This window comes from Streptomyces sp. NPDC026377 (assembly GCF_055567715.1).
In genome coordinates, this window is the sequence record NZ_JBVHPV010000001.1 from 324,153 (window position 1) to 350,671 (window position 26,519).

Annotated in this window: 24 protein-coding genes; 10 read left to right on the forward strand and 14 right to left on the reverse strand. The window is 73.6% G+C overall.

Annotation, left to right across the window (positions count from 1 at the left end; translation table 11 throughout):
- Nucleotides 1-201: 201 nt before the first annotated feature.
- A complete protein-coding gene (locus tag ACZ4MU_RS01300) occupies nucleotides 202-609 on the reverse strand; it encodes a Zn-ribbon domain-containing OB-fold protein (protein ID WP_467869511.1) in 408 nt (135 codons plus the stop codon).
- Nucleotides 606-1,058 carry a DoxX family protein gene (locus ACZ4MU_RS01305; protein WP_467869513.1) on the reverse strand — a complete coding sequence of 151 codons (453 nt, stop codon included), beginning with the start codon at nucleotides 1,056-1,058 and terminating at the stop codon, nucleotides 606-608. Before ACZ4MU_RS01305 ends, ACZ4MU_RS01300 begins: the two co-directional genes overlap by 4 nt.
- Before the next feature lie 176 nt (nucleotides 1,059-1,234).
- Here ACZ4MU_RS01305 and ACZ4MU_RS01310 point away from each other — a divergent pair, with 176 nt between their 5' ends.
- From ACZ4MU_RS01310 to ACZ4MU_RS01325, 4 genes are all read left to right on the forward strand, one after another.
- The gene (locus tag ACZ4MU_RS01310) at nucleotides 1,235-2,374 is read left to right on the forward strand and encodes a flavin-containing monooxygenase (protein ID WP_467869515.1); all 1,140 of its coding nucleotides are present in this window, start codon (nucleotides 1,235-1,237) and stop codon (nucleotides 2,372-2,374) included.
- A gap of 279 nt (nucleotides 2,375-2,653) precedes the next feature.
- On the forward strand, nucleotides 2,654-4,879 hold the full coding sequence (locus tag ACZ4MU_RS01315) for an acetate--CoA ligase family protein (RefSeq protein WP_467869517.1): 2,226 nt from the start codon (nucleotides 2,654-2,656) through the stop codon (nucleotides 4,877-4,879).
- Nucleotides 4,876-5,688, forward strand: coding sequence for an enoyl-CoA hydratase/isomerase family protein (locus ACZ4MU_RS01320; RefSeq protein WP_467869519.1), 813 nt, complete (start codon nucleotides 4,876-4,878; stop codon nucleotides 5,686-5,688). The genes ACZ4MU_RS01315 and ACZ4MU_RS01320 overlap by 4 nt, the downstream gene beginning before the upstream one ends.
- 56 nt (nucleotides 5,689-5,744) lie before the next feature.
- Nucleotides 5,745-6,341 (forward strand): flavin reductase family protein, encoded by a 597-nt coding sequence (locus ACZ4MU_RS01325; protein ID WP_467870586.1) that lies wholly within the window; start codon nucleotides 5,745-5,747, stop codon nucleotides 6,339-6,341.
- Between the two features lie 21 nt (nucleotides 6,342-6,362).
- On the opposite strand, the gene ACZ4MU_RS01330 is transcribed toward ACZ4MU_RS01325, so the two are convergent.
- Together ACZ4MU_RS01330 and ACZ4MU_RS01335 are read right to left on the reverse strand one after the other, a co-directional pair.
- Nucleotides 6,363-7,058: a hypothetical protein gene (locus ACZ4MU_RS01330; RefSeq protein WP_467869521.1), complete on the reverse strand. Its 696-nt coding sequence runs from the start codon at nucleotides 7,056-7,058 to the stop codon at nucleotides 6,363-6,365.
- Between the two features lie 28 nt (nucleotides 7,059-7,086).
- Complete coding sequence (locus tag ACZ4MU_RS01335) at nucleotides 7,087-8,424, reverse strand: MFS transporter (RefSeq protein ID WP_467869523.1); 1,338 nt, start codon at nucleotides 8,422-8,424, stop codon at nucleotides 7,087-7,089.
- A gap of 86 nt (nucleotides 8,425-8,510) precedes the next feature.
- Here ACZ4MU_RS01335 and ACZ4MU_RS01340 point away from each other — a divergent pair, with 86 nt between their 5' ends.
- A complete protein-coding gene (locus ACZ4MU_RS01340) occupies nucleotides 8,511-9,515 on the forward strand; it encodes a GlxA family transcriptional regulator (RefSeq protein ID WP_467869525.1) in 1,005 nt (334 codons plus the stop codon).
- Between the two features lie 12 nt (nucleotides 9,516-9,527).
- On the opposite strand, the gene ACZ4MU_RS01345 is transcribed toward ACZ4MU_RS01340, so the two are convergent.
- The 3 genes from ACZ4MU_RS01345 to ACZ4MU_RS01355 form a co-directional block, all read right to left on the reverse strand.
- The gene (locus ACZ4MU_RS01345) at nucleotides 9,528-10,577 is read right to left on the reverse strand and encodes a Zn-dependent alcohol dehydrogenase (protein WP_467869527.1); all 1,050 of its coding nucleotides are present in this window, start codon (nucleotides 10,575-10,577) and stop codon (nucleotides 9,528-9,530) included.
- On the reverse strand, nucleotides 10,574-11,734 hold the full coding sequence (locus tag ACZ4MU_RS01350; protein ID WP_467869529.1) for an acyl-CoA dehydrogenase family protein: 1,161 nt from the start codon (nucleotides 11,732-11,734) through the stop codon (nucleotides 10,574-10,576). The genes ACZ4MU_RS01345 and ACZ4MU_RS01350 overlap by 4 nt, the downstream gene beginning before the upstream one ends.
- A gap of 488 nt (nucleotides 11,735-12,222) precedes the next feature.
- Nucleotides 12,223-13,137 carry an SDR family oxidoreductase gene (locus ACZ4MU_RS01355; protein WP_467869531.1) on the reverse strand — a complete coding sequence of 305 codons (915 nt, stop codon included), beginning with the start codon at nucleotides 13,135-13,137 and terminating at the stop codon, nucleotides 12,223-12,225.
- A gap of 85 nt (nucleotides 13,138-13,222) precedes the next feature.
- Here ACZ4MU_RS01355 and ACZ4MU_RS01360 point away from each other — a divergent pair, with 85 nt between their 5' ends.
- Nucleotides 13,223-14,179, forward strand: coding sequence for a cyclase family protein (locus tag ACZ4MU_RS01360; RefSeq protein ID WP_467869533.1), 957 nt, complete (start codon nucleotides 13,223-13,225; stop codon nucleotides 14,177-14,179).
- A 310-nt stretch (nucleotides 14,180-14,489) separates the two neighbouring features.
- Here the strand turns inward: ACZ4MU_RS01360 and ACZ4MU_RS01365 are convergent, their stop codons facing one another.
- The 4 genes from ACZ4MU_RS01365 to ACZ4MU_RS01380 form a co-directional block, all read right to left on the reverse strand.
- Complete coding sequence (locus tag ACZ4MU_RS01365; protein ID WP_467869535.1) at nucleotides 14,490-14,981, reverse strand: ATP-binding protein; 492 nt, start codon at nucleotides 14,979-14,981, stop codon at nucleotides 14,490-14,492.
- A 361-nt stretch (nucleotides 14,982-15,342) separates the two neighbouring features.
- On the reverse strand, nucleotides 15,343-16,272 hold the full coding sequence (locus tag ACZ4MU_RS01370) for an acyl-CoA dehydrogenase family protein (RefSeq protein WP_467869537.1): 930 nt from the start codon (nucleotides 16,270-16,272) through the stop codon (nucleotides 15,343-15,345).
- The gene (locus ACZ4MU_RS01375) at nucleotides 16,272-17,408 is read right to left on the reverse strand and encodes an acyl-CoA dehydrogenase family protein (RefSeq protein ID WP_467869539.1); all 1,137 of its coding nucleotides are present in this window, start codon (nucleotides 17,406-17,408) and stop codon (nucleotides 16,272-16,274) included. The genes ACZ4MU_RS01370 and ACZ4MU_RS01375 overlap by 1 nt, the downstream gene beginning before the upstream one ends.
- Nucleotides 17,408-18,610 carry an amidohydrolase family protein gene (locus tag ACZ4MU_RS01380; protein ID WP_467869541.1) on the reverse strand — a complete coding sequence of 401 codons (1,203 nt, stop codon included), beginning with the start codon at nucleotides 18,608-18,610 and terminating at the stop codon, nucleotides 17,408-17,410. The genes ACZ4MU_RS01375 and ACZ4MU_RS01380 overlap by 1 nt, the downstream gene beginning before the upstream one ends.
- A 144-nt stretch (nucleotides 18,611-18,754) precedes the next feature.
- Here ACZ4MU_RS01380 and ACZ4MU_RS01385 point away from each other — a divergent pair, with 144 nt between their 5' ends.
- On the forward strand, nucleotides 18,755-20,263 hold the full coding sequence (locus ACZ4MU_RS01385; RefSeq protein ID WP_467869543.1) for a class I adenylate-forming enzyme family protein: 1,509 nt from the start codon (nucleotides 18,755-18,757) through the stop codon (nucleotides 20,261-20,263).
- A gap of 169 nt (nucleotides 20,264-20,432) precedes the next feature.
- Here ACZ4MU_RS01385 and ACZ4MU_RS01390 read toward each other — a convergent pair whose 3' ends face one another.
- Nucleotides 20,433-20,807 carry an STAS domain-containing protein gene (locus ACZ4MU_RS01390; RefSeq protein ID WP_467869545.1) on the reverse strand — a complete coding sequence of 125 codons (375 nt, stop codon included), beginning with the start codon at nucleotides 20,805-20,807 and terminating at the stop codon, nucleotides 20,433-20,435.
- A 237-nt stretch (nucleotides 20,808-21,044) separates the two neighbouring features.
- On the opposite strand from ACZ4MU_RS01390, the gene ACZ4MU_RS01395 reads away from it, so the two are divergent.
- A complete protein-coding gene (locus ACZ4MU_RS01395) occupies nucleotides 21,045-21,623 on the forward strand; it encodes a sigma-70 family RNA polymerase sigma factor (protein ID WP_467869547.1) in 579 nt (192 codons plus the stop codon).
- A complete protein-coding gene (locus tag ACZ4MU_RS01400; protein ID WP_467869549.1) occupies nucleotides 21,620-22,885 on the forward strand; it encodes a zf-HC2 domain-containing protein in 1,266 nt (421 codons plus the stop codon). The genes ACZ4MU_RS01395 and ACZ4MU_RS01400 overlap by 4 nt, the downstream gene beginning before the upstream one ends.
- A gap of 691 nt (nucleotides 22,886-23,576) precedes the next feature.
- On the opposite strand, the gene purU is transcribed toward ACZ4MU_RS01400, so the two are convergent.
- Together purU and ACZ4MU_RS01410 are read right to left on the reverse strand one after the other, a co-directional pair.
- The gene (purU, locus tag ACZ4MU_RS01405) at nucleotides 23,577-24,428 is read right to left on the reverse strand and encodes a formyltetrahydrofolate deformylase (protein WP_467869551.1); all 852 of its coding nucleotides are present in this window, start codon (nucleotides 24,426-24,428) and stop codon (nucleotides 23,577-23,579) included.
- 80 nt (nucleotides 24,429-24,508) lie between these two features.
- Nucleotides 24,509-24,955: an SCO4402 family protein gene (locus ACZ4MU_RS01410; RefSeq protein ID WP_467870588.1), complete on the reverse strand. Its 447-nt coding sequence runs from the start codon at nucleotides 24,953-24,955 to the stop codon at nucleotides 24,509-24,511.
- A 184-nt stretch (nucleotides 24,956-25,139) separates the two neighbouring features.
- On the opposite strand from ACZ4MU_RS01410, the gene ACZ4MU_RS01415 reads away from it, so the two are divergent.
- On the forward strand, nucleotides 25,140-26,477 hold the full coding sequence (locus tag ACZ4MU_RS01415; protein WP_467869553.1) for an ABC transporter substrate-binding protein: 1,338 nt from the start codon (nucleotides 25,140-25,142) through the stop codon (nucleotides 26,475-26,477).
- The last annotated feature ends 42 nt before the right edge of the window (nucleotides 26,478-26,519 follow it).

The window sequence follows — 26,519 nt, forward strand, 5'->3', positions numbered from 1 at the left end:
GCGGGGAACTGCGCGACCAGCCCACCACCGGGCGGCAGACAAAGTCCGGGCCCTGAAGGGGCGCGGGGAACTGCGCGACCAGCCCACCACCGGGCGGCAGACAAAGTCCGGGCCCTGAAGGGGCGCGGGGAACTGCGCGACCAGCCCACCACCGGGCGGCGGACAAAGTCAGCCCGCACCTCGTCCCGCACCCGGCACACCTCACCCCTCCGGACGGAACACCGGCACCGTCACCCCGCCCCCCTCCCGGAACCCCACCCGTAACGGCATCCCCACCCGCAGCACAGCACCCCCCACCACCTCCGTCATCATCCGGGGCCCCTCCGCCAGGTCCACCACCGCCGCCGTGTACGGCACCCGGTCCCCGAAGGGCGGGAGGTCGTTGCGGTGGACCACCGACCACGTGTACAGCGTGGCCCGGCCGCTCGCCCGTTCCCAGGACACGTCCTCGCCCCAGCAGTACGGGCAGAACTCGCGCGGGTAGTGGTGCGCCCGCCCGCACCCCCCGCAGCGGCGGATCAGCAGATGACCGGCCGCCGCCGCGTCCCAGTACGCGCGCGTGAACGCGTCCGTCTCCGGCACCGCCCCACCACCGGGCGTCGGCTTCATCGGAACCAGCCGATCGCGTCGTCCAGCGACCACGTCTGCCAGGACACCGCGAAGAGCGCCACCAGCGAGATCAGCGCCATCATCGCGTTCTGCCCCTGTTCGGCCCAGTCGTGGATCATCAGGACGAGGTAGAGCAGGTTGAGGACCAGGCCCCCTACCAGTGCCACCGGTGTGAGCAGGCCCGCCACCAGGCCGAGGCCGAGGGCCAGTTCGGCGTAGACCACCACGTACGCCATCGTCCGGGGCCGGGGCTTCACCACGAGCGCGAAGCCGCTGCGGACCGCCTCCCAGCGGTGCTTCGCCGCCACGTCCGCCGCCCAGGCGATCCCCGTGCCGCGCTCGAACCACCCCTTCTTGTCCTTGTGGCGCCAGCTCTCCAGCCACCACAGACCGAGGCCGATCCGCAGGACGGCCACCCACTCCGCGCCGCTGAGCCAGATCGCTTCCATCCGCCGCCCCTTCCCCACCACGTCATCACCCCATCTGACGGTACGTCAGTTCAGCGGACCTTGCCGCCCCGCGCAAGGACTCCCGCTCCCCCGCACTCCGGAGCGTGATCGATTCGTAACCGATTCAGGTCTTGACCGAGACCCATCAAAGAACCGCGTCGTTACGCTCGGTTCCCATGGCCACCAACGACCCCACGCGCCCCGTCTACGTCATCGGCGCCGGCCCCGGCGGGCTCGCCGTCGCCGCCGCGCTGCGCGGCCGGGGCGTACGGGCCGTCGTGCTGGAGAAGGCCGACGCCGTGGGGGACTCCTGGCGCCACCACTACGACCGGCTGCGGCTGCACACCACGCGGCGCCTCTCGTCGCTGCCGGGCCTGAAGATGCCCCGTTCGTTCGGGCGCTGGGTCGCCCGGGCCGACGTCGTGCGGTACCTGGAGAAGTACGCCGAGGTCCATGAGCTGGAGATCGTCACCGGCGTCGAGGTGTCCCGCGTCGAGCGCGCCGAGGACGGCGGCTGGCTGCTGCACGCCACCGGCGGGCGGCGGCTGACCGGGCGGGCGGTCGTGGTGGCGACCGGGTACAACCACACCCCGTACGTGCCCGAGTGGCCCGGCGCGGACACGTACACCGGCACCTTGCTGCACGCCGGGCAGTACACGAACCCCGCGCCGTACGCCGGTCGTGACGTGCTCGTGGTGGGCGCGGGCAACACCGGTGCGGAGATCGCCGTCGACCTGGCCGAGGGCGGCGCCGGGCGGGTGCGGCTCGCCGTGCGCACGCCGCCGCACATCCTGCGCCGCTCCACCGCCGGCTGGCCCGCCCAGCGCTCCGGCATCCTGGTACGGCGGCTGCCGGTCCCGCTGGTGGACCGGGCGGCCGGGGCGCTGGCCCGGCTCAGCGTGCCCGACCTCGCCGCGAAGGGGCTGCCCCGGCCGGACAAGGGCCTCTACGCGCGCGTGCGCGAAGGCGCCATCCCCGTACAGGACGTGGGGCTGATCGCGGCCGTGCGGGCGGGCCGAATCGAGCCGGTGGCGGCGGTCGAGTCCTTCGAGGGCGCCAAGGCCGTCCTGGCCGACGGCAGCCGCGTCTCGCCCGAGGCCGTCGTCGCGGCCACCGGCTACCGGCGAGCCCTGGAAGGACTGGTCGGCCACCTCGGCGTACTGGACGGGCGGGGTCGTCCGGTCGTCCACGGCGGCCGTGCCGCGCCCGGCGCCCCCGGCCTCTACTTCACCGGGTTCACCAACCCCATCAGCGGCATGCTCCGCGAGCTGGGCATCGACGCCCGCAAGATCGCCCGGGCGGTCGCCGGCTCCTGACGCGGCCGGGACCGGCGCCCGGCCCGCGCCCCCGTGACGCCACCCGCGCACGCCGTAGTTGGCGCAATGGTGACGGGTAGCCGCCCTGCGGACGGGTACGGACAACGTACTCGGCCGGACCTCCCGCGCGTCCCGGAGCCTTCGGTGAGCATTTGCCCGCACGACGGTTCCTGACTGGTCGTCAGGTCTGTAATCTGACTGTGCGTCAGTTACCAGCCAGTCACGTCACGACAGCCGCGCACGTGCCATGTTGGCCATCGACCAGGAGCGGGCGGAACGATGCTTGGATCGACTCACGGCACCCTCACGACCGACCTCCGCGCCCGGGTGGTGGCCTGCGGCGAGCAGCCCCGGCCCGGCACCGTCCACGGCACCGCCGCCGCCCAGGGCGACCTGGACGTCAGCGGCCGGCCCCTGTACGCGCCCGTGCCCGACCTCGACCGGTTCTTCCGGCCCGAGTCACTGGCCGTCGTCGGCGCCTCCGACACCGAGGGCCGCCCCAGCACCGGCATCACCCGCCAGCTGATCGCCTGGGCCGAGCGGGTGGGCGCCCGCGTCCATCCCGTGCACCCCACCCGCGACGCCGTCTTCGGCCTGCCCTGCACCGCGTCCGTCGCCGAGCTGCCGGAACAGGTGGACCTGGCCGTGCTGCTGGTGGGCGACCCGCTCCCGCTGATCGACGAACTGGCCGAGGCCAAGGTGAAGTTCGCCGTCGCCTTCGCGAACGGCTTCGCCGAGACCGGTGACGACGGCGCCGCCGCCCAGGAGCGCCTGGGCGCCGCCGTGCGACGCTCCGGGATGCGCCTGCTCGGCCCCAACACCAACCTCAACGCCTTCGAGCGCTTCCGGGACGACCTGGAAGGGCCCGCCATCGCCCTGATCACCCAGTCCGGCCACCAGGGCCGCCCGCTCTTCGCGATGCAGGAGCTCGGGGTGCGCCTCTCCCACTGGGCGCCCACCGGCAACGAGGCCGATCTGGAGAGCGCCGACTTCATCGCCTACTTCGCCGAGCGCCCCGAGGTCGGGGCCATCGCCTGCTATCTGGAGGGGCTCAAGGACGGCCGCTCCTTCCTGCTCGCCGCCGACCGGGCGGCCCGTGCGCGGGTGCCGGTGGTGGCGGTGAAGGTCGGCCGCACCGAGACCGGGGCGCGCACCGCCGCCTCCCACACCGGCAAGCTGACCGGCGCGGACCAGGTGGTGGACGCGGCGATGCGGCAGTACGGGGTGATCCGCGTCGACGGGCTCGACGAGCTCCAGGACACCTCGGCCCTGCTGGCGCGGGCGCGTCCGCCGGTCGCCGAAGGGGTGGCCGTCTACTCGATCTCGGGCGGCACCGGCGCCCACTTCGCGGACCTGGCGACGGCGGCCGGACTCACCCTCCCCACGCTCTGCGAGGCCAAGCAGGCCGAGCTGCACACCTGGATACCACCGTATCTGAACGTGGCCAACCCGGTCGACAACGGCGGCCACCCGGTGGGCGACTGGCGCGGCCGGAAGATCATCGACGCGATCCTGGACGACCCCTCGGTGGGCGTGCTGATCTGCCCCATCACCGGGCCGTTCCCGCCGATGAGCGACCGGCTCGCGCGGGACCTGGTGGAGGCGGCGGAGCACACCGACAAGCTGGTGTGCGTGGTGTGGGGCTCGCCGGTGGGCACCGAGGCCGCCTACCGCGAGACGCTGCTCGGCTCCTCGCGCGTCGCCACCTTCCGTACGTTCGGCAACTGCGTGGGCGCCGTCCGCGCCTACCTCGCCCACCACCGCTTCACCTCCTCCTACCGCTCCCCCTTCGACGAGGCGCCCCGCCTGCCCTCGCCCTCCTTCCGCAAGGCGCAGGCGCTGATGCGGCCGGGCCGCCAGCTGAGCGAGCACGCCGCCAAGCAACTGCTGCGGGCGTACGGGATACGGGTGCCGCGCGAGCAGCTGGTGACCAGCGCGGCTGCGGCCGTGCGGGCGGCGGGCCAGGTCGGCTACCCGGTCGTCATGAAGGCTTCCGGCACCCGCCTCGCCCACAAGACCGAACTCGGCCTGGTCAAGGTCGGGTTGACCTCGGCCAGCCAGGTGCGCGACGCCTACCGCGAGCTCACCGACACCGCCCGGTACGAGGGGGTGGAGCTGGACGGGGTGCTGGTGTGCCAGATGGTCGCCCGGGGGGTCGAGATGGTCGTCGGCGTCACCCACGACGCGCTCTTCGGACCGACCGTGACCGTGGGCCTGGGCGGCGTCCTGGTGGAGGTCCTGGGCGACGCGGCCGTGCGCGTGCCGCCCTTCGGCGAGGAGCAGGCCCGCGCGATGCTCGGCGAACTGCGCGGCCGGGCGCTCCTGGACGGCGTACGCGGCGGGCCGCCGGTCGATGTGGACGCGCTGGTGGAGGTGGTGCTGCGGGTGCAGCGGATGGCCCTGGAACTGGGCGGGGAGCTCGCGGAGCTGGACATCAACCCGCTGATGGTCCTGCCGCGCGGGCAGGGCGCGGTGGCCCTGGACGCGCTCGTGGTGTGCTCATGAGCGGCGAGGACGCCCGCCCGCTCACCGAGACCGTCCGCCACACCACCGACGGCGGCGTCTCGTGGATCACGCTCGACCGGCCCGAGGCGATGAACGCCGTGACCGGGGAGCAGCGGGAGCGGATCATCGCGCTCCTGGACGGAGCGGGCGCCGACCCGGCCGTACGGGCGGTCGTGCTCACCGCCACCGGCAGGGGCTTCTGCGCGGGCGCGGATCTGCGGGGCGCGGTGGTGTCCGGGGAGCGGGTCGCCGGGGACGTGGCCCGCACGATCCGCCGGGGCGCCCAGCGGCTGGTGGCGGCGGTGCTCGACTGCGAGAAGCCGGTGATCGCGGCCGTCAACGGCACGGCGGCCGGGATCGGCGCGCATCTGGCGTTCGCCTGCGACCTGGTGCTGGCGGCGGAGTCGGCCCGCTTCATCGAGGTGTTCGTGCGGCGCGGGCTCGTCCCGGACGGCGGGGGCGCGTATCTGCTGCCCCGGCTGGTGGGGCCGCAGCGCGCCAAGGAGCTGATGTTCTTCGGGGACGCGGTGGCGGCGGCGGACGCCGAGCGTCTCGGCCTGGTCAACCGGGTGGTGCCGGACGAGGACCTGCCCGCACTGGCCCGGCAGTGGGCCCAGCGCCTCGCGGCCGGCCCGACCCGCTCGCTGACGCTGGCGAAGCAGCTGGTCAATGCCTCCCTGGACGGCGACCGTACGAGCGCCTTCGCCGCCGAGGCGGCCGCCCAGGAGATCAACATGACCACCCGGGACGCCCAGGAGGGCGTGGCGAGCTTCGTGGAGCGCCGGACGCCCAAGTACCGGGGCCTGTGAGGGTTCCCATCTGATGACCCGTCAGGTTCAATGAGGGCGTGATGGGACACGAAGGGATGGCGGCGACCGTCGTCCGATACCTGCGGTCCGTCGGCGGCCTGGCCACGGACCCCGCCGAGCCCGTCGAGGCGCTGCCGCGGCCCGACTTACGGGCGGTACGCGACGACGAGCGACTGCCGGTCGACCCCGCCGAGTTCCGGGGCGTCCTTGGCCACTTCGCCACCGGCGTCACGGTCGTCACGGCCCGCGACGAGCTGGGCCCGACCGGCTTCGCCTGCCAGTCCTTCGCCTCGCTCTCGCTGGACCCGCCGCTGGTCGTCTTCATGGTCGGCCGTACGTCGACGACGTGGCCGCGCATCGCCCGCGCGGGCACCTTCTGCGTGAACATCCTGGGCGCGGCCCAGGGGCCGCTGTGCCGGGCGTTCGCGGTGAGCGGCGCCGACAAGTTCGCGGGCGTGGACCACGACGCGGCCCCCGTGACCGGCTCCCCGCGCCTGGCGGGCGTACCGGCGTGGGTGGACTGCCGCATCCAGACCGTGCACACCGGCGGCGACCACCTGATCGTGGTGGGCCGCGTGGAGGCGCTCGGCGGGACCCCGGAGGGCGAGCCGCTGCTGTTCCACCGGGGCCGGTTCGGGCGCTTCACCGCCTGACGGCGCCGGGCGCCCCCGTCCTCACCAGGACCGCTCGACGACCCTGCCGCCACTGCGGGTCTCGATCCGCAACCGCCCCTTGTCCCCGTACGCCGCGTGGCGCCAGGCGGCGAAGACGTCCGCGATCCGGCGGCCGTCGTAGTCGTCCTCGCCGGACGGGACGAAGTTGACGGTGACCAGCGCGCTGACCGAGTCGCCCTCCTGCTTGAGGCGGGCGGCCGCCACCGAGGGCCACCGGCCGTCGTCGGCCTTGGTGAGGTGCTGGGCGTAGTAGTCGGTGAACTCCTCGGTCATGTCGAACCACCCGGCGGGCAGACAGGGCGGGGCGGTGCCCTCGGTGGGCGGCCCGGGGTCACCGGCGTCGTCGTCAGTGGTCTCGTCCGTGGGCGGCCCGGAGGAACCGGCACCGTCGTCGGTCGTCTCGTCGCTCGTCTCGTCGACACCCGGGCCCGACGCCTCGTCGGTGGTCTCGTCGGTCCGGGCCGACGTCCCCCCCGACACCTCCTCCGACGTCTCGTCCACGCCCCCGCCCGCCGACGCGTCCTCGGTCGTCCCGTCCGGCGGGCACGGCCGCTTCCCCGCCGCGGCGGCCGACGACGGCGGGGCGGGCCGCCCCCCGGCCCCCGCACCGCCCGCCTCCTCGGTCCCGCACCCCGCCAGTACGGCGCAGAGCAGCCCCGCCACCGCCACCGCGCCCGGTATGTTCCTCGGCTTCATCCGGCCCCCCTCCCCCGGGAAGAGGGGATCACGCGACCGCCGGTTCCGCAGGCGGCGTGGCGGCCGCGCCCGTTCCCGGGCGGCGGATCACCAGGGCCATCAGCGCGGCCACCGCGCACAGCGTGCCCGAGCCGTACCAGACCAGGTCGTAACTGCCGAAGGCGTCGCGCGCGAGGCCGCCGAGGAAGGCGACGACGGCCGCGCCCACCTGGTGGGAGGCGAGCACCCAGCCGAAGACGATGGCGCTGTCCTCGCCGTAGTGCTCGCGGCAGAGCGCGAGGGTGGGCGGGACGGTGGCGACCCAGTCCAGACCGTAGAAGACGATGAAGAACAGCATCGGCGGGTGGATGGAGGGCGCGAGCAGCATCGGCAGGAAGAGCAGGGAGACGCCGCGCAGCGCGTAGTACGTGGCGAGCAGGCGGCGGGACTCGAAGCGGTCGGTCAGCCAGCCCGAGAAGATCGTGCCGGCCACGTCGAAGACGCCGATGACCGCGAGCAGTCCCGCGGCGGCCGTCACCGGCATGCCGTGGTCGTGCGCGGCGGGCACGAAGTGGGTCTGGATGAGACCGTTGGTGGAGGCGCCGCAGATCGCGAAGGTGCCGGCGAGCAGCCAGAACGGCCCGGTGCGCACCGCCGAGAACAGCACCTTCACCGCGCGCCCCGCGGCACCCGGCACGGGGGCGGGCTTCTCCACGTACGTGTCCGAGCCGTACGGCGCGAGTCCCGAGTCCGCCGGGTGGTCGCGCAGCAGCAGCCACACGAACGGCACCACCGCGAGCGCGGCGAGCGCGACCGTCACCGCGGCCGGCCGCCACCCGTGGTGCTCCACCAGCCACGACAGGACCGGCAGGAAGATCAGCTGCCCGGAGGCGGACGCGGCGGTGAGGATGCCGGTGACCAGGCCGCGCCGGGCGGTGAACCAGCGGTTGGTGACGGTCGCGGCGAACGCCAGCGCCATCGACCCGCTGCCGAGCCCCACGAGCAGGCCCCAGCAGAGCATCAGCTGCCAGGCGGCGTCCATGAAGACGGTGAGCCCGGCCCCGGCCGCGATCACGGTCAGCGCCGCGGCCACGACCCGGCGGATGCCGAACCGGTCCATCAGCGCGGCTGCGAAGGGCGCGGTGAGCCCGTACAACGCGAGGTTCACCGAGACCGCCGCCCCGATCGTGCCGCGCGACCAGCCGAACTCCTCGTGCAGCGGGTCGATGAGCAGCCCCGGCAGCGACCGGAAGGCGGCCGCGCCGATGATCGTCACGAAGGTGACGGCGGCGACGAACCAGGCGCGGTGGATACGGCGGCCGGGCCCGGGCCGCGGGGAGGGGGCCGCCTGAGCGCCCGGGGCGACGGCATCGGTGGTCTGGGACATGCGGACAGCCTGGCGTGGTGGTCCGGTCCGCACGAGTGGCCGGATAGCCATGCTTCGCAGAGATCGGGCCATATACACTCGGCCGTATGACCCCGGCCGCTCCCCACCGCGTCGTCGTCCTCGCCCTCGACGGCCTCCTCCCCTTCGAACTCGGCATCCCCCAGCGGATCTTCGGGCTGGCGCGGAGCACGGACGAGGGGCGCGAGCCGCTGTACTCCGTCACCACTTGCTCGGTGCGCGCGCCCGGCCCCGTGCGGACCGACGCCGACTTCGCCGTGCTGGTGGAGAACGGGCCCGAGGCGCTGGCGCTCGCGGACACCGTGGTCGTGCCCGCCTCGCACGAACTGGGACCGGTCTACGAGGAGGGCGTGCTCACCGACGACCTCGCCCGCGCCTTCGCCCACGTACGGCCCGGCACGCGCATGGTCTCCATCTGCACCGGCAGCTACGTCCTGGCCGCCGCCGGGTACCTCGACGGGCGGCCCGCCACCACCCACTGGCGGCACGCCGAGCACTTCCAGCACCTCTTCCCGTCCGTCGCCGTCGACCCGGACGTGCTGTTCATCGACGACGGGGACGTGCTGACCTCGGCCGGGGTCGCCGCCGGGATCGACCTCTGCCTGCACCTGGTGCGGCGCGACCACGGGGCGGCGGTCGCCAACGACGTGGCCCGGCGGACCGTGGTGCCCCCGCACCGGGAGGGCGGGCAGGCCCAGTACATCGAACGGCCGGTGCCGCAACCCCAAGTGGCGACGACCACGGGCGCCCGCGCCTGGGCACTGGGCCGCCTGGGCGAGCCGATCCAGCTGCGGGACATGGCGGAGCAGGAGGCGATGTCGGTACGGACGTTCACGCGCCGGTTCCGTGAGGAGACGGGGACGAGCCCCGGCCAGTGGCTCACCCAGCAGCGCGTGGAGCGGGCCCGGCACCTGCTGGAGTCGAGCGACCTGTCCGTGGACCGGATAGCGCGGGCCGCCGGGTTCGGCACGGCGACCTCGCTGCGCCAGCATCTCCAGGCCGCGCTCGGCGTCCCGCCGACCGTCTACCGGCGCACCTTCCGCGCCGCCGGACGCGACCGCGTGGGGGGCTGAGCCGCCCGCCCCTCAGAACGTCAGCACCCCGCGCGCCACCCTCCCCTGCCGGGCGTCCTGAACCGCCTTGGCGAAGTCCTCCACGGGGTAGGTCTCGGTCACCAGCTCGTCGAGGAGCAGGGCGCCGGTGCGGTACAGCTCGGCGTAGCGGGGGATGTCGCGCTGGGGACGCGAACTGCCGTAGCGGCAGCCGAGGATGGACTTGTCCAGGAACATCGCGGCGGGCGCGAAGGTCGCCTCCTCGGTCGGCGCGGGCATCCCGAGCAGCACGGCCTGGCCGTGCCGGTCGAGGAGGTCGACGGCCCGGCGGACGAGCCCGACGTGGCCGACGCACTCGAAGACGTGGTCGGCGCCGGTCTCCAGAACCTCCCGTACGCCGTCCACCGAGGTCAGGAAGTGCGTGGCGCCGAACCGGCGCGCCGCGGCCTCCTTCGCCGGGTTGCTGTCGACGGCGACGACCGTGCGCGCGCCCGCGATCCGTGCTCCCTGGAGGACGTTGAGGCCGATGCCTCCGGTGCCGATGACGACGACGGTGTCCCCGTGTTCGACGCGGGCGCGGTTCAGTACGGCGCCGACGCCGGTCAGGACCGCGCAGCCGATGAGGGCCGCGGAGGTGAGCGGCAGGTCGGCGGGGATCCTCACCGCCTGCACGGCCTTGACCACCGTACGTTCGGCGAAGGCGGAGTTGGCGGCGAACTGGTGGACGGGCGCGCCGCCGCGCGAGAACGGCCGCCCCGGCCGTCCGATCGCCCGGCGGCACATGGTGGGCCGCCCCCGGTCGCAGTCGGCGCAGGCCCCGCAGTTGGCGAGGGTGGAGAGCGCCACGTGGTCACCGGGGGCGACATGGGCGACCCCGGTCCCGACCGCCTCGACCACGCCCGCGCCCTCGTGGCCGAGCACCACGGGCACGGGGAAGGGGATGGTCCCGTCGATGACGGAGAGGTCGGAGTGGCACAGGCCCGCCGCGGCGATCGCCACCCGGACCTCACCGGGCCCCGGGGCGCGTACCTCCAGGTCGTCGACCACCCGCGCGTGGGTACCGTCGAACAGGACACCTCTCACTCGCCCCGTGCCTCCTTCGGCAGGCCGAGCACGCGCTCGGCGATGATGGTGCGCTGGATCTCGTCCGACCCGCCGTAGACGGTGTCGGCGCGGGAGAAGAGGAACAGCCGCTGGAGCGCGTCGATGCGGTACGGCTCCCGCTCGCTCCACTCCTGCGGCCCGACCGTGCCGGCCGCGCCCCGCACGGCCATGGCGAGTTCGCCGAGGCGCTGGTGCCAGCCGCCCCACAGGAGCTTGGCGACGCTGGGGGCCCCGGGGTCGCGGCCGCCGAGGGTGCGCAGGGCGTTCCAGCGCATGGTGCGCAGCTCGGCCCACTGGCGGATCAGCAGGTCCCGCAGGAGCGGGTCGCTCGCCGCCGGCTCCCGTCCCGCCCACTCCCGTACGACCTGCGCCAGCTCCTCCTCGAACCCGATCTGCTGGGCGAGCGTGGAGACTCCGCGCTCGGCGGCGAGCAGGTCCATGGCGACGCGCCAGCCGTTGCCCTCGCCGCCGACGAGGTGACCGGGGTCGGCGCGGGCGCCGTCGAAGAAGACCTCGTTGAACTCGCTGGTCCCCGTCAGCTGCCGGATCGGCCGGACCTCGACGCGGCCGTCCGGCTGGTCCATCGGGACGAGGAGGAAGGAGAGTCCGTGGTGGCGGTGCGAACCGGGTCCGGTACGGGCCAGCACGAAGCACCAGTCGGCCTCGTGGGCGTGCGAGGTCCAGATCTTCTGGCCCGTGACGCGGTACGCGCCCGTGGGGTCGCCCACGTCGCGTACGGCGGTGGTGCGCACCGCCGCGAGGTCGGATCCGGCGCCGGGTTCGCTGTAGCCCTGGCACCAGATCTCCTCCCCGCGGGCGATCGGCGGCAGGAAGCGGTCGCGCTGGGCGGGGGTGCCGTGGGCGAGGAGGGCGGGGGCGAGGAGGTTCTCCCCGATGTGGCCGAGGCGGGGCGGGGTGGCGGGGTGGCGGGCGTACTCCTCGGCCCAGACGACCTGCTGCGTGATCGTCGCGGACCGGTTCCCGTACGGCGTGTCCCCCCATCCGAGCCCGATCCATCCGCCGGTGCCGAGCTCGTGCTCCCACTGGCGGGGGGTGCCGTGGGGTGGGTGGGTGGTGAGCCAGGTGCGGGCGGTGTGGCGGAAGGTTTCGTCGGCGGGGCTGGGGGCGAAGTCCATGGGGTGCCTTCCTTGTGGGCCGGGTGTGTCTCCCCCACCCCACCCCTCCCCGAAGTCCCTCGCCGGGCGGCGGCGGCCTGCGGCCGGGGCTCGGTGGTTGGCTGCGGGTGCTGGTGGGGTGCTCGCGCAGTTCCCCGCGCCCCCTGTCGGGCCGGTAGTCGGCCGCGGGTCGGGGTGGGTTGCTCGCGCCGTTCCCCGCGCCCCTGTCGGGCCCGTAGTCGGCCGCGGGTGGAGGTGGGCTGCTCGCGCCGTTCCCCGCGCCCCTGGGTGGTTGGGGGCGCGGGGAACTGCGCGCTCAGCCACAGACGGTCCGCGGATCTTCGCGAAGCGGGTGGGAGCGGGCCGCAGGCCCGAAGCGGGGGTACGGGGGGCGGAGCCCCCGCCCGGGGGGCAGGGGGCACGGCGCGGCCCCCCGGCCGTGGGACCCCCTCCAGGGGGTGCAGGGGGCGCAGCCCCCAGTTGGGGTTCCGGGGAAGTGTCCTCGGGGTTCACGCGTTGGGGCGGGCGCCGGAGGCCGCCGCCCGGCCCATCTCCCCCACCCGCCCCAGCAACGGCATGGGATCCACCCCCACACCCCCCGGCAGAAACTCCGCGATCCGCTCCGGAGTCCACCCACCCCCCGCCACATACCCCGACCGCAACTCCCGTGGCTGCGCCCACACCGCGATCTTCGGCCCGGCCACCGTGTAGACCTGCCCGGTGACCCCCGCCTCGCGGGCCCGGTCGCTCAGGAGGTACACCACGAACGCCGCCACGTCCTCCGGCTCGCCGATCTCCGTCAGCTCCGTGGGCACGTTGGCGGACATCCGGGTCCGCGCCACCGGCGCGACCGCGTTGGCGGTGACGCCGTACTTGTGCAGCCCGAGCGCCGCGCTGCGGACCAGGGAGATCACACCGCCCTTGGCCGCGCTGTAGTTGGCCTGCGCCACACTGCCCTGGTGGTTGCCGCTGGTGAACCCGATCAGCGTGCCCGTGCCCTGCCGGCGCATCACCGCCGAGGCCGCCCGGAACACGGTGAAGGTGCCCTTGAGGTGGGTGGCGACCACCGGGTCCCACTCCTCCTCCGTCATGTTGAAGAGCATGCGCTCGCGCAGGATCCCCGCCACGCACACCACCCCGTCCACCCGCCCCCACCGGGTGAGGGCGGTGTCGACGATCCGCAGGCCGCCCTCCATGGTCGAGACGTCGTCGGCGACGGCCACCGCCTCCCCGCCCGCCGCCTCGATCTCCTTGACCACCGCGTCCGCGATCTCACTGCTGGGCGAGGCGCCGTCGATGGAGACGCCGTAGTCGTTGACGACGACCCGGGCGCCCTGGGCCGCCGCCGCGAGCGCCACCGCGCGGCCGATGCCGCGCCCCGCGCCGGTCACGGCGACCACCTTGCCTGCCAAGAAGTTCCCCACGCCGGCCCCTTCCCGCGGTTTCTGACGGACCGTTAGATTCTAGGGCCCGGCAGGCACCGGAAGACAAGACCCAGGGAGGGCCCACATGTCCGCCACGTCCGTCGCCCCCACCGCGTCCGCGCTGCCGCCCGAGTTCCACGAGATCGCCGAGCGCGTGAACAACTGGGGGCGCTGGGGCCGCGACGACGAGATCGGGACGCTCAACCTCGTCACCGACGAGGTGGTACGGGAGGCCGCCGCCACCGTCCGCTCCGGCCGCCGCGTCCCGCTCGCCCTCCCTCTGGAGCAGAACGGCGTCCAGACCGGCCTGATCCCCGGCCGGGTCAACCCGCTGCACACCATGGTGCAGATCAACCAGGAGATCTTCGGCCCGGGCACCGTCGCCACCAGCGACGACACGGTGACCTTCGGCCTCCAGGCCGCCACCCACTGGGACGCGCTGACCCATGTCTCGCACTCCGGCCGCCTCTACAACGGCCGCCCCGCCACCACCATCACCGCCCACGGCGGCGCCGAGTTCAGCGGCATCGACAAGCCCCGCCACCTCGTCTCGCGCGGTGTGCTGCTGGACGTGGCCCGCGTCCACGGCGTGGACCGGCTGCCCGGCGGGCGCGCGGTCACCCCGGAGGACCTGTCGGCCGCCGAGGAGCTCGGCCGGGTCACCGTCCGCGCGGGCGACATCGTGCTCGTACGGACGGGGCAGGTCCAGCTCTGCCTCGCCGGTGACAGGCACGGGTACGCCTTCCCCTCGCCGGGCCTGTCGCTGCGTACGCCCGAGTGGTTCCACGCGCGCGATGTCGCGGCCGTCGCCAACGACACCCTGACCTTCGAGATCTTTCCGCCGGAGATCGAGAACCTGTGGCTCGCCGTGCACGCGCTCGATCTGGTCGAGATGGGGATGCTCCAGGGCCAGAACTGGAATCTGGAGGAGTTGTCCACAGCCTGTGCGCAGGAGCGGCGGTACGCGTTCTGGCTGTCGGCGATGCCCGAGCCGTTCGTGGGGGCCACCGGGTCCCCGGTCGCGCCGGTCGCCGTGCTGTAGCGCCGCGCCGGGACGTACGAGGAGTCCGCGTCCCGGTCCGACCACGGGTGGCGGCGCGTCATGCGCACCCCGAGCACGGCACGGCGGCCGCCACCCGGCCACGGCGTGCTCGCCCTGCTCCCCATGCCCTGAAGGAGCCTTGCCCTGAGCCCACGCCGGGCCACGACCCGCACTCGCCGAGGAGAACCAGGACCGGCCCAGGACGGACCAGGGGCCAGCCCGCGCCCTCGACGTCCCCTCGCGACGAATCGCTCATCCAAGGGTGATCAGGCCACCACGGCGCGTCAACACCTAGTGAAAGCTTTGCCCTTTACGCCCGATTTGTGACAGCGCACGACGGCTCATACGCGCCCGGCTCGAACGCCCCGCCCGTACGCTCCGGCGCGCCCCCGTCGCAGCAGCGGTCCACTTCGCACCAGATCGACTTGCCCACGCCCTCGGCCTGCCAGCCCCAGCGGTCGGCGAGGCCGTCGACCAGCTCCAGGCCCCGGCCGTTGGTGTCGTCCCCGTCCGCGTGGCGCGGCCTGGGGGCGCAGGCGCTGCTGTCGGCCACCTCGACCCGGACCGTGCCGCCGTCGTCCGGCCCGTCGACGGGGCCGAAGAGCATCCGCAGCACGGCGGGACAGCCGGTGTGCACCACCGCGTTGGTCACCAGCTCGGAGATCAGCAGGATCAGGGTCTCGGCGAGGGGCTCGTCGAGCCGTATCCCGCACCCGGCCAGCCGCGAACGGGCCCATCTGCGAGCGCGTCCCACCTCGGCGGGGTCGGCTCCGACCTCCAACTGAACCTGAAGCACCTGCACCGCTCACACCATCCGAACCGGCGGACACATCGCCTCGCGCCTCGAGAAGCTCACGGAACGTGATTTCCTTACGAGACAGCATGGTTGACGTACAGTCACCGCAACAAGCGCTTCAGGCATATTCCAGCGCGAAGGAGTACGCGTGGTGCATACTGTGCGACGCACATTGCGGGGGGTCGAACAGGGGCGCGCCGGATGCCTGGGGGATCGCACTCCACGGAGGGTACCCGAGGGCGGCCCCGACTCCGGGGTGTGACGAGTCCTTCGAAGGACACAACCCGGTATCGACGCACGGTGACGCTTCATCACGCTCCGGCCAACGCCTGAGGGGAAACCGCGCCCGGGCGGCCCCACGCCCGCCTCACACCGCCACCCCCGGCTCCCCGCCCCGTCCCTCCTCCCGCCCCTCCCCCATCGCCTCCTCCAGCGCCGCCGCCTGGAGCTCCCGCGCCCGCTCCGCGGTCGGCCACCGCGCGCCGCGCAGCCACGCCCGCTTCAGGTGGAGGTGGACCTCCGCCTCCCAGGTGAAGCCCATCCCCCCGTGCACCTGGAGGCAGTCCCGGGCGCACCGCACGGCCGCCTCGTCGGCGAGCAACTTGGCTCCCGCGATCTCCACCGGGTCGCCGGTGACGGCCGCCGCGTAGACGGCGGCGCGGGCCACCTCGGTGCGGACCAGCATGTCCGCGCACAGGTGCTGCACCGCCTGGAAGGCCCCGATGGGCCGCCCGAACTGCTCACGGGTCCGTGCATGTTGGACCGCGAGGGCGGTGCTGCGGCCCGCGCTGCCCAGTTGCTCGGCGGCGCTCAGGAGCGCCCGCTCCGGGATCTCGGGGCTTCGGGCCGCGGCGGTGTCCGGGAGGCGGTGCAGCGGGGTGAGCGGGTCGGCCGAGCGGACGGGCTCGGCGCCGGTGACGTCCCCCCGGACGGCGTCGGCCTCCGCCAGCCACTCCACCAGGCCCCCGTCGGGCGCGGTCACCACGGTCGCGCCCTCGGCCGCCCCCTCCACCAGGCCCGCCGCCAGCTGCGTGGCGATCAGCGGGCCGGGCAGCAGCGCCCGCCCCGCCTCCTCGAAGAGCAGCACCGCCTCCGCCAGCCCGAGCCCGACCCCGCCCGCCTCCCGGGGCAGCCGCAGCGCGAAGAACCCGGCCTCACCGAGCGCCCGCCACAGCTTCCGGTCGAGCCCGCACCCGTCGAGGGCGGCGCGCAGCGCGGCGGCGTCGAAGCGCCGGGCGAGCACCTCCCGTACGCCCGCCCGCAGGGCCCGCTGGTCCTCGCTCAGCCGGAAGTCCATCAGCGGCCCCCCTTGGGCAGGCCGAGGATCCGCTCGGCGACGATGTTGCGCTGGATCTGGGAGGTGCCGGCGGCGATGGTGTACGAGAGCGAGGAGAGCCGGTCCCGGGTCCACTCGCGGCCGAGGTCCAGTGCGTCGGGGCCGAGGACGGCCGCGGCCGCGTCGTACAGCTCCTGGCGGGCGTGCGAGTAGCGCAGCTTGAAGACCGAGCCGCCGACGCCGGGCACGCCCCCGCCGCGCTCCGCCTCGCTCACGTTCCACTGGATCAGCCGCCACAGGGCGGCGAACTCCGCGTGCAGCGAGCCGAGTCGGCGCCGCACCCCGGCATCGTCCCAGGTCCCGTTGGCGTGCGCCGCGCGGGCGACCTCCAGCAGGACGCGGCGGCAGGCGACCACCTCGCCGACGAAGGCCGTGCCCCGCTCGTACGACAGCGTCACCATGGTCACGCGCCAGCCGTCGTTCTCGGCGCCGACCCGGTGGGTCACCGGGACGCGCACCTCGTCGAGGAAGAGCTGGGCGAACTCCTGCGACCCGGCGAGCGTGCGCAGCGGCCGTACCGTGATGCCGGGCGCGTCCATGGGCATCGCCAGCCAGGTGATGCCCCGGTGCCTGGGCGCGTCCGGGTCGGTGCGCACCAGCAGCTCGCACCAGTCGGCGACCTGCGCGTGCGAGGTCCAGATCTTGGTGCCGCTCACCACGTACGCGTCCCCATCCCGCACCGCCCGGGTCCGCAGCGCCGCGAGGTCCGACCCCGCCTCCGGCTCGGAGAACCCCTGGCACCACACCTCGTCGCCGCGCAGCACCGGCTCCAGCCACCGCGCGCGCTGCTCCTCGCTGCCCTCGGCGGCGATGGTGGGGCCCGCGTGCAGCAGTCCCACGAAGTTGGCGCCGACATAGGGCGCGCCGGCCCGCTCGGTCTCCTCCAGGAGGATCAGGCGCCGGGTGGCGCGGGCGTCCCAGTGCACGCGGGCGTACCCGGCGTCGTGGAGCATCCGCTGCCAGCCGGTGTCGTACGCGCGCCGCCCCGGCCAGTCGAGCGGATCGGGCCTCGGCGGCAGCCCCGGCAGCACGGCCGCGAGCCACTCCCGCAGCCCGGCCCGGAACTCCTCCTCCTCGTCGGTGTGGGTGAGGTCCACTACCGGCGGCCCTTGTCCAGCTCCAGACCGAGCATGCGGATCGCGTTGCCGCGCATCAGCTTGTACACCGTCTCGTCGTCGAGGCCCTTCACATGGTCGAGGGCGACCTCCTTGGTGTGCGGGAAGGTGGAGTCGACGTGCGGGTAGTCGGTCTCGAAGGTCGCGTTGTCCCGTCCCACCACGTCGAGCGACGCCACCCCGTGCTTGTCGCGGAAGAAGCAGCAGAAGATCTGCCGGTAGTAGTACGTGGACGGCGGCTCGGGGATCAGGTCGCGGACCCCGCCCCAGGCGCGGTGCTCCTCCCACACGTCGTCGGCGCGCTCCAGGGCGTACGGGATCCAGCCCATCTGGCCCTCGCTGTACGCCAGCCTCAGGCGCGGGAACTTCACCAGCACCCCGCTGAACAGGAAGTCCATCATCGACGCCATGGCGTTGTTGAAGGAGAGCGCCGCCTGGACGGCGGGCGGGGCGTCGGGGGACGCGGCGGGCATCTGCGAGCTGCTCCCGATGTGCATGTTGACCACGGTCCCGGTCTCCTCGCACACCGCGAAGAAGGGGTCCCAGTGGCCGGAGTGGATCGACGGCAGGCCGAGGTGGGTGGGGATCTCGGAGAAGGTGACGGCCCGCACCCCGCGTGCGGCGTTGCGGCGGATCTCGGCGACGGCCAGGCCGATGTCCCACAGCGGGATGAGGCAGAGCGGGATCAGCCGCCCGCCGCTGTCCCCGCACCACTCCTCCACCATCCAGTCGTTGTAGGCCCGCACACAGGCCAGCGCCACCTCCTTGTCCTGCGCTTCGGCGAAGGTCTGGCCGCAGAAGCGCGGGAAGGTGGGGAAGCAGAGGCTGGCCTCGACGTGGTTGAGGTCCATGTCCGCCAGCCGCGCCTGGGGGTCCCAGCAGCCGCGCCGCATCTCCTCGCGGGTGATGCCCTCCAGGGTCATGTCGTCGCGGTCGAAGCCGACGGCGGCGATGTTGCGCTTGTACGGGAACTTCAGGTCCTCGTAGATCCACCAGTCGGCCGGCGGCCCGTCCGGGTCCATGGTGATCCGGTACCTGCCGCCCACGTAGGCGAGTTCCCCGATGCCGGCGGTCAGCGGGCGCGGCCCCCGCTCGCGGTACTTCACCGGGAGCCAGGTCTCGAAGAGGTGGGCCGGTTCGATCACATGGTCGTCGACGCTGACGATGCGCGGCAGTTCGGTCATGCGTGGCCTCCACCCGCTGGCATATCTGATGGGCCGTCAGAAGGCAGGCTAGCCCCGTACCCCTGGACCGACAAGGCGGTGCGCCCCTACGCTCCAGGCACGATCTGACTGACCGTCAGCTACCGTTGTTCCCTGGGGGTCGACGTGAACGACACCGCACACGCACTGGGCACCTCGCACACCCTCTGGGAGCTGGTCACCCGGCGCGCCTCCCTCACCCCCGGCCGCCCCGTCCTGCTCCAGGACGACCGCGCCCTGACCTTCGGCGAGCTGCGCGACCGCGCCGAGCGGGTGGCCGCGGGCCTGTACGGCATGGGCGTACGGCCCGGCACCGTGGTCGCCTGGCAGCTGCCGACCCGGATCGAGACCGCGCTCCTCTCCTTCGCCCTGACCCGCCTCGGAGCCGTCCAGACGCCCCTCATCCCCTTCTACCGCGACCGCGAAGTGGGCTTCGCGCTGCGGAAGTCGGGCGCGGAGTTCTTCGCGGTGCCCGGGCTCCGGCGCGGGTTCGACCACGGGGCGATGGCGGCCCGGCTCGGCGCGCGGGGCGTCTTCGAGGCGTACGGGACGCTCCCGGACGGCGACCCGGCCGTCCTGCCGCCCCCGCCCTCCGACGGCACCGCCGTCCGCTGGATCTACTGGACCTCCGGCACCACCTCCGACCCCAAGGGCGTCCTGCACACCGACCGCTCACTGATCGCGGGCGGCTCGTGCCTGGCCCACGCGCTGCGTCCGACGGCCGACGACGTGGGCTCGATGGCGTTCCCGTACGCCCATATCGCCGGGCCCGACTACACCGTGATGCTGCTCCTGTACGGCTTCCCGGCGGTGCTGTTCGAGCACTTCGCGCTGCCGGACGCGCTGGAGACGTACCGCGAGCACGGCGTGACCGTGGCGGGCGGGTCGACCGCGTTCTACTCCATGTTCCTTGCCGAGCAGCGCAGACGGCCGGGCGAGAAGGTCATCCCCACGCTGCGGTTGCTCGCGGGCGGCGGGGCGCCCAAGCCGCCGGAGGTCTACCGCGCGGTCGTCCGCGAGATGGGCGTGCGGCTCACCCACGGCTACGGCATGACCGAGGTCCCGATGATCACGATGGGCGACCCGGACGACACCGACGAGAACCTGGCGACGACGGAGGGACGGCCGTCCGAGGGGATGGAGATACGGATCGTGGACGGGGAGGTGCGGCTGCGCGGGGAGGCCGTCTGCCAGGGGTATCTGGACCCGGCGCAGAGCGCGGAGGCGTTCGACGAGGACGGCTTCCTGCGCACGGGCGATCTGGGGTACCTGACGTCCAGCGGGCATCTGGTGCTCACCGGGCGGCTCAAGGACGTGATCATCCGCAAGGGGGAGAACATCTCGGCGAAGGAGATCGAGGATCTGCTGCACCAGCACCCCGCGGTGGGTGACGCGGCGGTGGTCGGACTGCCGGACACGGAGCGGGGGGAGCTGGTCTGCGCGGTGGTCGAACAGCCCCCGGGCGCGCCCGTGCTGACCCTCTCCGACGTCACCGCGCATCTGCGGGCGCGGGGGCTGTCCGTGCACAAGCTGCCGGAGCGGCTGGAGGTGGTGGAGGCGCTGCCGCGCAACGAGACGCTGCGGAAGGTGCTGAAGTACCGGTTGCGGGAGAGGTTCGGGGGTGGTGGGGGCTGAGTTCCGGGTGCGGGCTGTGGGTGGCTGAGCGCGCGGTTCCCCGAGGCCCTTTTCGGCCCGGGGTTCGTCTGCGGGCCGGTGGTGGGCTGGTCGCGCAGTTCCCCGCGCCCCTTGAGTGGCCCCGGATGTCACGGCTGGCGCGCCCCTTGAGTGGCCGCGGACGTCACGGCTAGACGGAGAGTGGTTCCGCTTCCTCTCGGGCCGCCGTCGCCACGTCCCCGTAGACGTCGAAGAGGCGGCGGACGCCCAGCGCCGCCAGCACCCGGTTCACATGGGAGCCGTCCTCCGCTCCCCGGGCCGGGAGGATCAGGCGGAGCCTGCCCTGGCAGGAGCGGATCAGGCGGCGGCTGGCGATCAGCACGCCCACGCCGCTGGAGTCGCAGAAGAGCACCCCGGACAGATCGAGCACCAGATCGTGCCGCCCCGCCGCGACCACGTCGTGCACCACGCGCCTGACCTGCGGCGCCGTCACCAGGTCCAGTTCCCCGCGGACGCACACCACGGCCCATCCGCCCTGCTCGGCCTCGTTCACGATCAGCGTCACGCGTCCGGTACCTCTCTGTGCCGTCGGCCCCCGCCCGTGCCCGGCGCCTTCCCGGCCCGCATCGCGCGAAACCACCTCGCCCCTACCACGACCTGCCGCTTCGGGGGCGCACTTGCGGTAAACGAGCGCTCCTTCTCGGCCGGGCGCACTACATTCGAGGAGACACGAGTAACAGGGGCGCGGACAAAAGACACAAAGAGCGCGGAACGGTACACGCACAGACGGTTGGGGAGCCGCATGGCGAAGGACGCACCACCTCGCTGGGACCGCAGGATGCAGCAGCGCCTCGCGCGCGGCGAGGCGGCCGCGCTCGGCGAGCTGTACGACCGGTTCGCCTCGCTCGTGCACAGCCTCGCCCACCGGGTGCTCGGCGAGGACTCCGCCGCCGACCAGATCACCCGCGAGGTGTTCGGCTACGTCTGGGAGAACCCGGACGCGTACGACCCGAAGCAGGGCTCCATGCGCTCCTGGGTCGCCAAGCTCACCCAGCGCCAGGCCGTGCTGCGGCTGCGCCAGGCCGAGGCGGCGCAGTACGCGCGCCACGGCGGCTCCGCCGAGGAGCTGGAGGCCAAGGTGTCGCGGGCCACGGCCGCCGCCCGCGCCGACTACATCGTGACGTCGATGCCCGCGCCGCTGCGGCAGGCGCTGGAGCTGGCGTACCACCAGCGCCGCGACTACCGGCAGGCCGCCGCCGACCTCGCCATCAGCGAGGACGAGGCACGGCGCCGGCTGCGGCTCGGGCTGCAACTGCTCTCCACGGCCAACACCCGCCCCGCGGAGGGCTCCTCGCCGCCCGGTTACGGACGGGCGCTGTGAGCGGGCCCGCCGAGCAGGGCCCGGCCCTTCCCGACGACGAGAACGGCACGCCGCGCATACCGCCACCGCGGCGCGCGGCGGACGACATCGAACGCCTCCCGTCCCCGCCGTCGGCACCCGATCCCGCGCCCGCACCCGACCCCGCGCCCGGGCCCGAGCCCGTGGTCCGCACGCACGCCATACTGAAATCGCTGCTCGGGGCGTGGGCGCTGACCGCGTGCTCGACGGAGGAGACCGAGGCCGTGGAGGCGCATCTCACCGAGTGCGCGCCCTGCGCGGAGGAGGCGCTGCGGCTGCGGGACGCGGTGGGGCTGCTGCACACCGACCGCAACCTGGACCTGGACCCGCTGCTGCGGTCCCGGGTCCTGGAGAACTGCCTGGGCCGACGCCCCGCGCGCATCCCCGTCCCCGCCTGGGCGTCCGCGTACGACGCGGAGGCCGCCCGGCTGGACGCGCTGCTCCATGACTTCGGCGACGCGGAGTGGCATGCCCCGGTGCGGCTGAAGTGGTTCGAGCAGGAGCGGCAGACGAGCCGCAGGACCACGGTGGCGGGGGTGATCGGTCACCTGATGGCGGTGGACGGCCTGGTGGCCGCCGCCCTCGGTCTGGACGACCCGGCGGGCACGGGCCTTCCGGCGGGGCCGACGGCCCGTACCGAGGCGTTCTGGACCTCGACGCGGTTTCCGCTGACCCGGGCGGTACGGGAGCCGTGGCGCGAGCAGACGCACACGCTGATCCGTACGGTGTCGTTCGCGGGGCGGGGCGCGGCCGAACTCGCGGTCCCCTACGGCGGCTTCGCGCTTCCCCTCCAGGACGCGCTGCTCGACCGGGCCTTCGAGTGCTGGATCCACGCGGGGGACATCGCGGACGCGGTCGACTATCCGTACGACCCGCCGTCGGGCGCCCATCTCCACCGGATGATCGACCTCGCGGCGCGGATCCTGCCGGACGCGCTGGCGGCCCGGCGGCGCGCGGGCCTCGCACCACCGCCGGCCCGGCTCGTCACGGCGGGCTCGCCCGGACGGTCGTTGCGGCTGGAGATCGAGGGGGCGGGCGGGGGTGACTGGTACATCGCGCTGGACTCCCCGGCGGCGCTCGGCTCCCCCGACCACGAGGTGGCCCACATCGCCCTGGACAGCGTCGAGTTCTGCCGCCTGGCAGCGGGGCATGTGCCACCGGAGGACGCGGCGGCGGGGCGTCTCGGGGACCGCGAGGCGATCAGAGACGTCCTGTTGGCCACAGCGTCCCTGAGCCGCCTGTAGCCCCCCGGGGGCTGCGGCCCCGCCCCGCCCGTGTCATCCACGGACGTGACGGACCACCCACGAAGTTCCCCGCGCCCCTGAGCTGCCGGGGTTTCGCCTGCGGGCCGGTGGTGGGCTGCTCGCGCAGTTCCCCGCGCCCCTGAAGGGGCCTGCGGCCCCACCCGTTTTCGTCTGCGGGTTGTACGGGGTCGCTCGCGCAGTTCCCCGCGCCCCCAAAAAGGGGCCTGCGGCCCCATCACCCCGTTCGCGCCTGCGGACCGTGCTGGGTCACCCGCAGTTCCCCGCGCCCCTGGGCAGTCAGGGGCGCGGGGAACTGCGCGACCAGCCCACCACCGCCCGCAGACGAACCCCCGGCCCCATAGGGGCGCGGGGAACTGCGCGAGCAACCCCCCACCGCCCGCAGCCAAAGTCCCGGGCCCTGAAGGGGCGCGGGGAACTGCGTGACCAGCCCGCCACCGCCCGCAGACGAACCCCCGGCCCCATAGGGGCGCGGGGAACTGCGCGCTCAGACACAGACGGCCCGCAGAAGAACCCCGGGCAGCCCAGGGGCGCGGGGAACTGCGCGAGCAACCCCCCGCCCACCCGCAGACGACCACCGGGCCAAAACCGCCGCACCCCACCGCCCGCCCACCGGCACAGACCCCCCGGCCCGGCAGGGCACAGGGGACTGGGGCCGCAGCCCCGGATGGGGTTACGCGAAGACCACCGTGCGGCGCCCGTTCAGCAGAATCCTCCGCTCCGCATGCCACTTCACCGCCCGCGCCAACGCCTGGCACTCCACATCACGCCCGACCGCCACCAGCTGGTCGGGGGTGACCCCGTGCCCCACCCGCTCGACCTCCTGCTCGATGATCGGCCCCTCGTCGAGGTCCGCCGTCACATAGTGCGCCGTCGCCCCGATCAGCTTCACGCCCCGGGCGTGCGCCTGGTGGTACGGCTTCGCGCCCTTGAAGCTCGGCAGGAACGAGTGGTGGATGTTGATGATCCGGCCGCTCAGCTGCGTGCAGAGGTCGTCGGAGAGCACCTGCATATAGCGGGCGAGCACGACGAGCTCGACGCTCTCCTCCCGTACCAGCGCCAGCAGCTCCGCCTCCGCCGCCGCCTTCGTCTCCTTCGTCACGGGGATGTGGCGGAAGGGGATGCCGTACGAGGCCACCAGCTCCGCGAAGTCCGTGTGGTTGGAGACCACCGCCGCGATCTCCACCGGCAGCGCGCCGATCTTCGAGCGGAAGAGCAGGTCGTTGAGGCAGTGGCCGAACTTGGACACCATCAGCACGATCCGCATGCGCTCGTCCGCGCGGTGGATCTGCCAGTCCATCTGGAAGGAGTCGCCCACGGCCGCGAAGCCGGCCCGCAGCTTCTCCACCGTCACCGGCGCCTCGGCCGAGAAGTGGACCCGCATGAAGAAGAGACCGGTGTCGCGGTCCCCGAACTGCTGACTGTCCTCGATATTGCAGCCGGTGATGAAGAGATAGCTCGACACGGCGTGCACGATGCCCTGTTTGTCCGGGCAGGAGAGCGTGAGGACGTACTGGTCAGTCATCCAGGCAGGATGCCACAAACCACCCCGCCCCCCGGGCACGGCCCAGGATGCGGACCCCCCGCGACCGCTACGCCACGCCGCTACGCCGACCGCGTCAGGATCCGCAGGACCTCCAGGGAGCGCGGCTCCGCGTCCGGGTCGTCCCCGTCGTTCACCGCCAGCCGTACGTGCGCCTCGCGCGCCGCCCGTACCGCCTCCGGCCACCCGTGGTGGGCGAGGAACGCCGAGACCGGGGCGTCCGCGCCGACCTGGTGCATGATCCGCAGCACCCGCAGCACGGCCACGTCCACCAGCGCGGCCTCACCGGAGTCCCGGAAGACCGTGCCGACGTACTTCTCGGCCGACCAGTTGTCCAGCCAGGTGTCCTCGACCAGCCGGTAGACGGCGTCGGTGATGTCCCCGTACCCCTCCCGCCCGGCCAGCCACACCTCCTGCTGGAAGGCGTCGTCGGAGAGCATGTGCAGCGCGGACCGCACGTTCGCGCGCCAGCGCCACCAGGGCATGTCATTCAACGGCATGCCGCCCATGGTGGAGGAGCGGCGGCCGCGACGGGAAGAGCTGGCTGAACCTTGCTGCACGCGTTCGATCGTACGTTCACCTCCGCCCGCACGTCTCCCGGACCCCGGGGACCCGGGTTATTCACCCGCCCGTCACCCTGTGTTGGGAAATGCTCACTCCGCCGTTACCCGTGGGGCGGAATTGTGCAGGGACATGACCGGATGGCGCAGCTCCTTCCTCCCCCGCCCCTTCCACTGCGCGATGACCGCCCTGGTGGCCGCGTGCACGGCGGCCGGAGCCACGCTGGTGACCGGCTGTGGCGCGCTCCCTGGGACCACGGGGGGATCCAGGGAGTCCGTCACGGTCATGACGTGGGCACCGGACCACACCCGCGCGACCAATATGCCCGGAATGCCGGCCATGGCACAGGCGTACGCCCGCTGGGTCAACGCCCACGGCGGCATCGACGGGCACAAGCTCCGGGTCCTCACCTGCGACGAGCAGAACACCGCCGTCGGCGCCGCCGAGTGTGCGCGGCGCGCGGTGAAGGAGCACGCGGTCGCCGTCGTCGGCTCCTACAGCCAGCACGGCCGCGCCTTCATGGCCCCCCTGGAGGCCGCCGGCATCCCGTACATGGGCGGCTACGGCGTCTCCGACGAGGAGTTCACCAGCGCGCTCTCCTATCCCGTCAACGGCGGCCAGGCCACCCTCCTCGCCGGCACCGGCAAACAGCTCGCGGTGTGGTGCGAGAAGGTCGCACTGGTACGGCCGGACACCGTCTCCGGCGACATCCTGCCCGTCCTGCTCAACTCCGGCCTGACCGCCGGCCACCGCGGGCCGTCCGCCGACATCCGCACCACCGAGGACGCGGGCGACTACACCCCGCAGGCCCAGGAGGCGCTCGTACGGGCCGGGGCGGACCCGGAGCTGCCGGGGAAGGTCGGCAGGAAGGCGGCGGCGGAACGGGCCCGCAAGGGGTGCGTCACGGCCGTCCTGGGCGACCGCACCGAGACCTTCTTCGACTCCTTCCGGCGCGTCGAGAGCGACGGCCAGAAGGTGCAGATCGCCTCGGTGCTCGGCTCGGTCGGACAGCCGCTGGTCGACCGGACCGGCGGCGCGGACGGCCCGTTCGAGGGCGCGTACATCACCGGCTGGTACCCGGAGGCGGGCGACAGTCGCTGGGACGCGATGAAGCAGGTCATCCGGGAGCAGGCGTTCCGGGACGAGTCCATCGACGCGGCGGACGCGGGGGTGCAGACGACCTGGATCGCGTACAGCGTCCTGAAGAAGGTCGTCGAGTCGCTCGGCCAGGACGGCATCGCCGCGCACGACCTCGTCCGCGCCCTCAACAAGGGCGTGAGCGTGGAGACGGGCGGGCTGACGCCGACGCTGCGGTGGAAGTTCGAGGACATGCTGGCGGCGCCGGGCTTCCCCCGGATCGTCAACCGCCAGGTGACGTTCCAGGTGGTGAAGGCGGGGCGGCTCACCGCGGCGCAGCGCGGGTTCACGGACGTGAGCCGGACGCTGGAGGACGCCTCGGCGCTGGGCTGACACGCCGTCACGGTCCGGCGCCGGTACGGTCCGGCGCTGTCG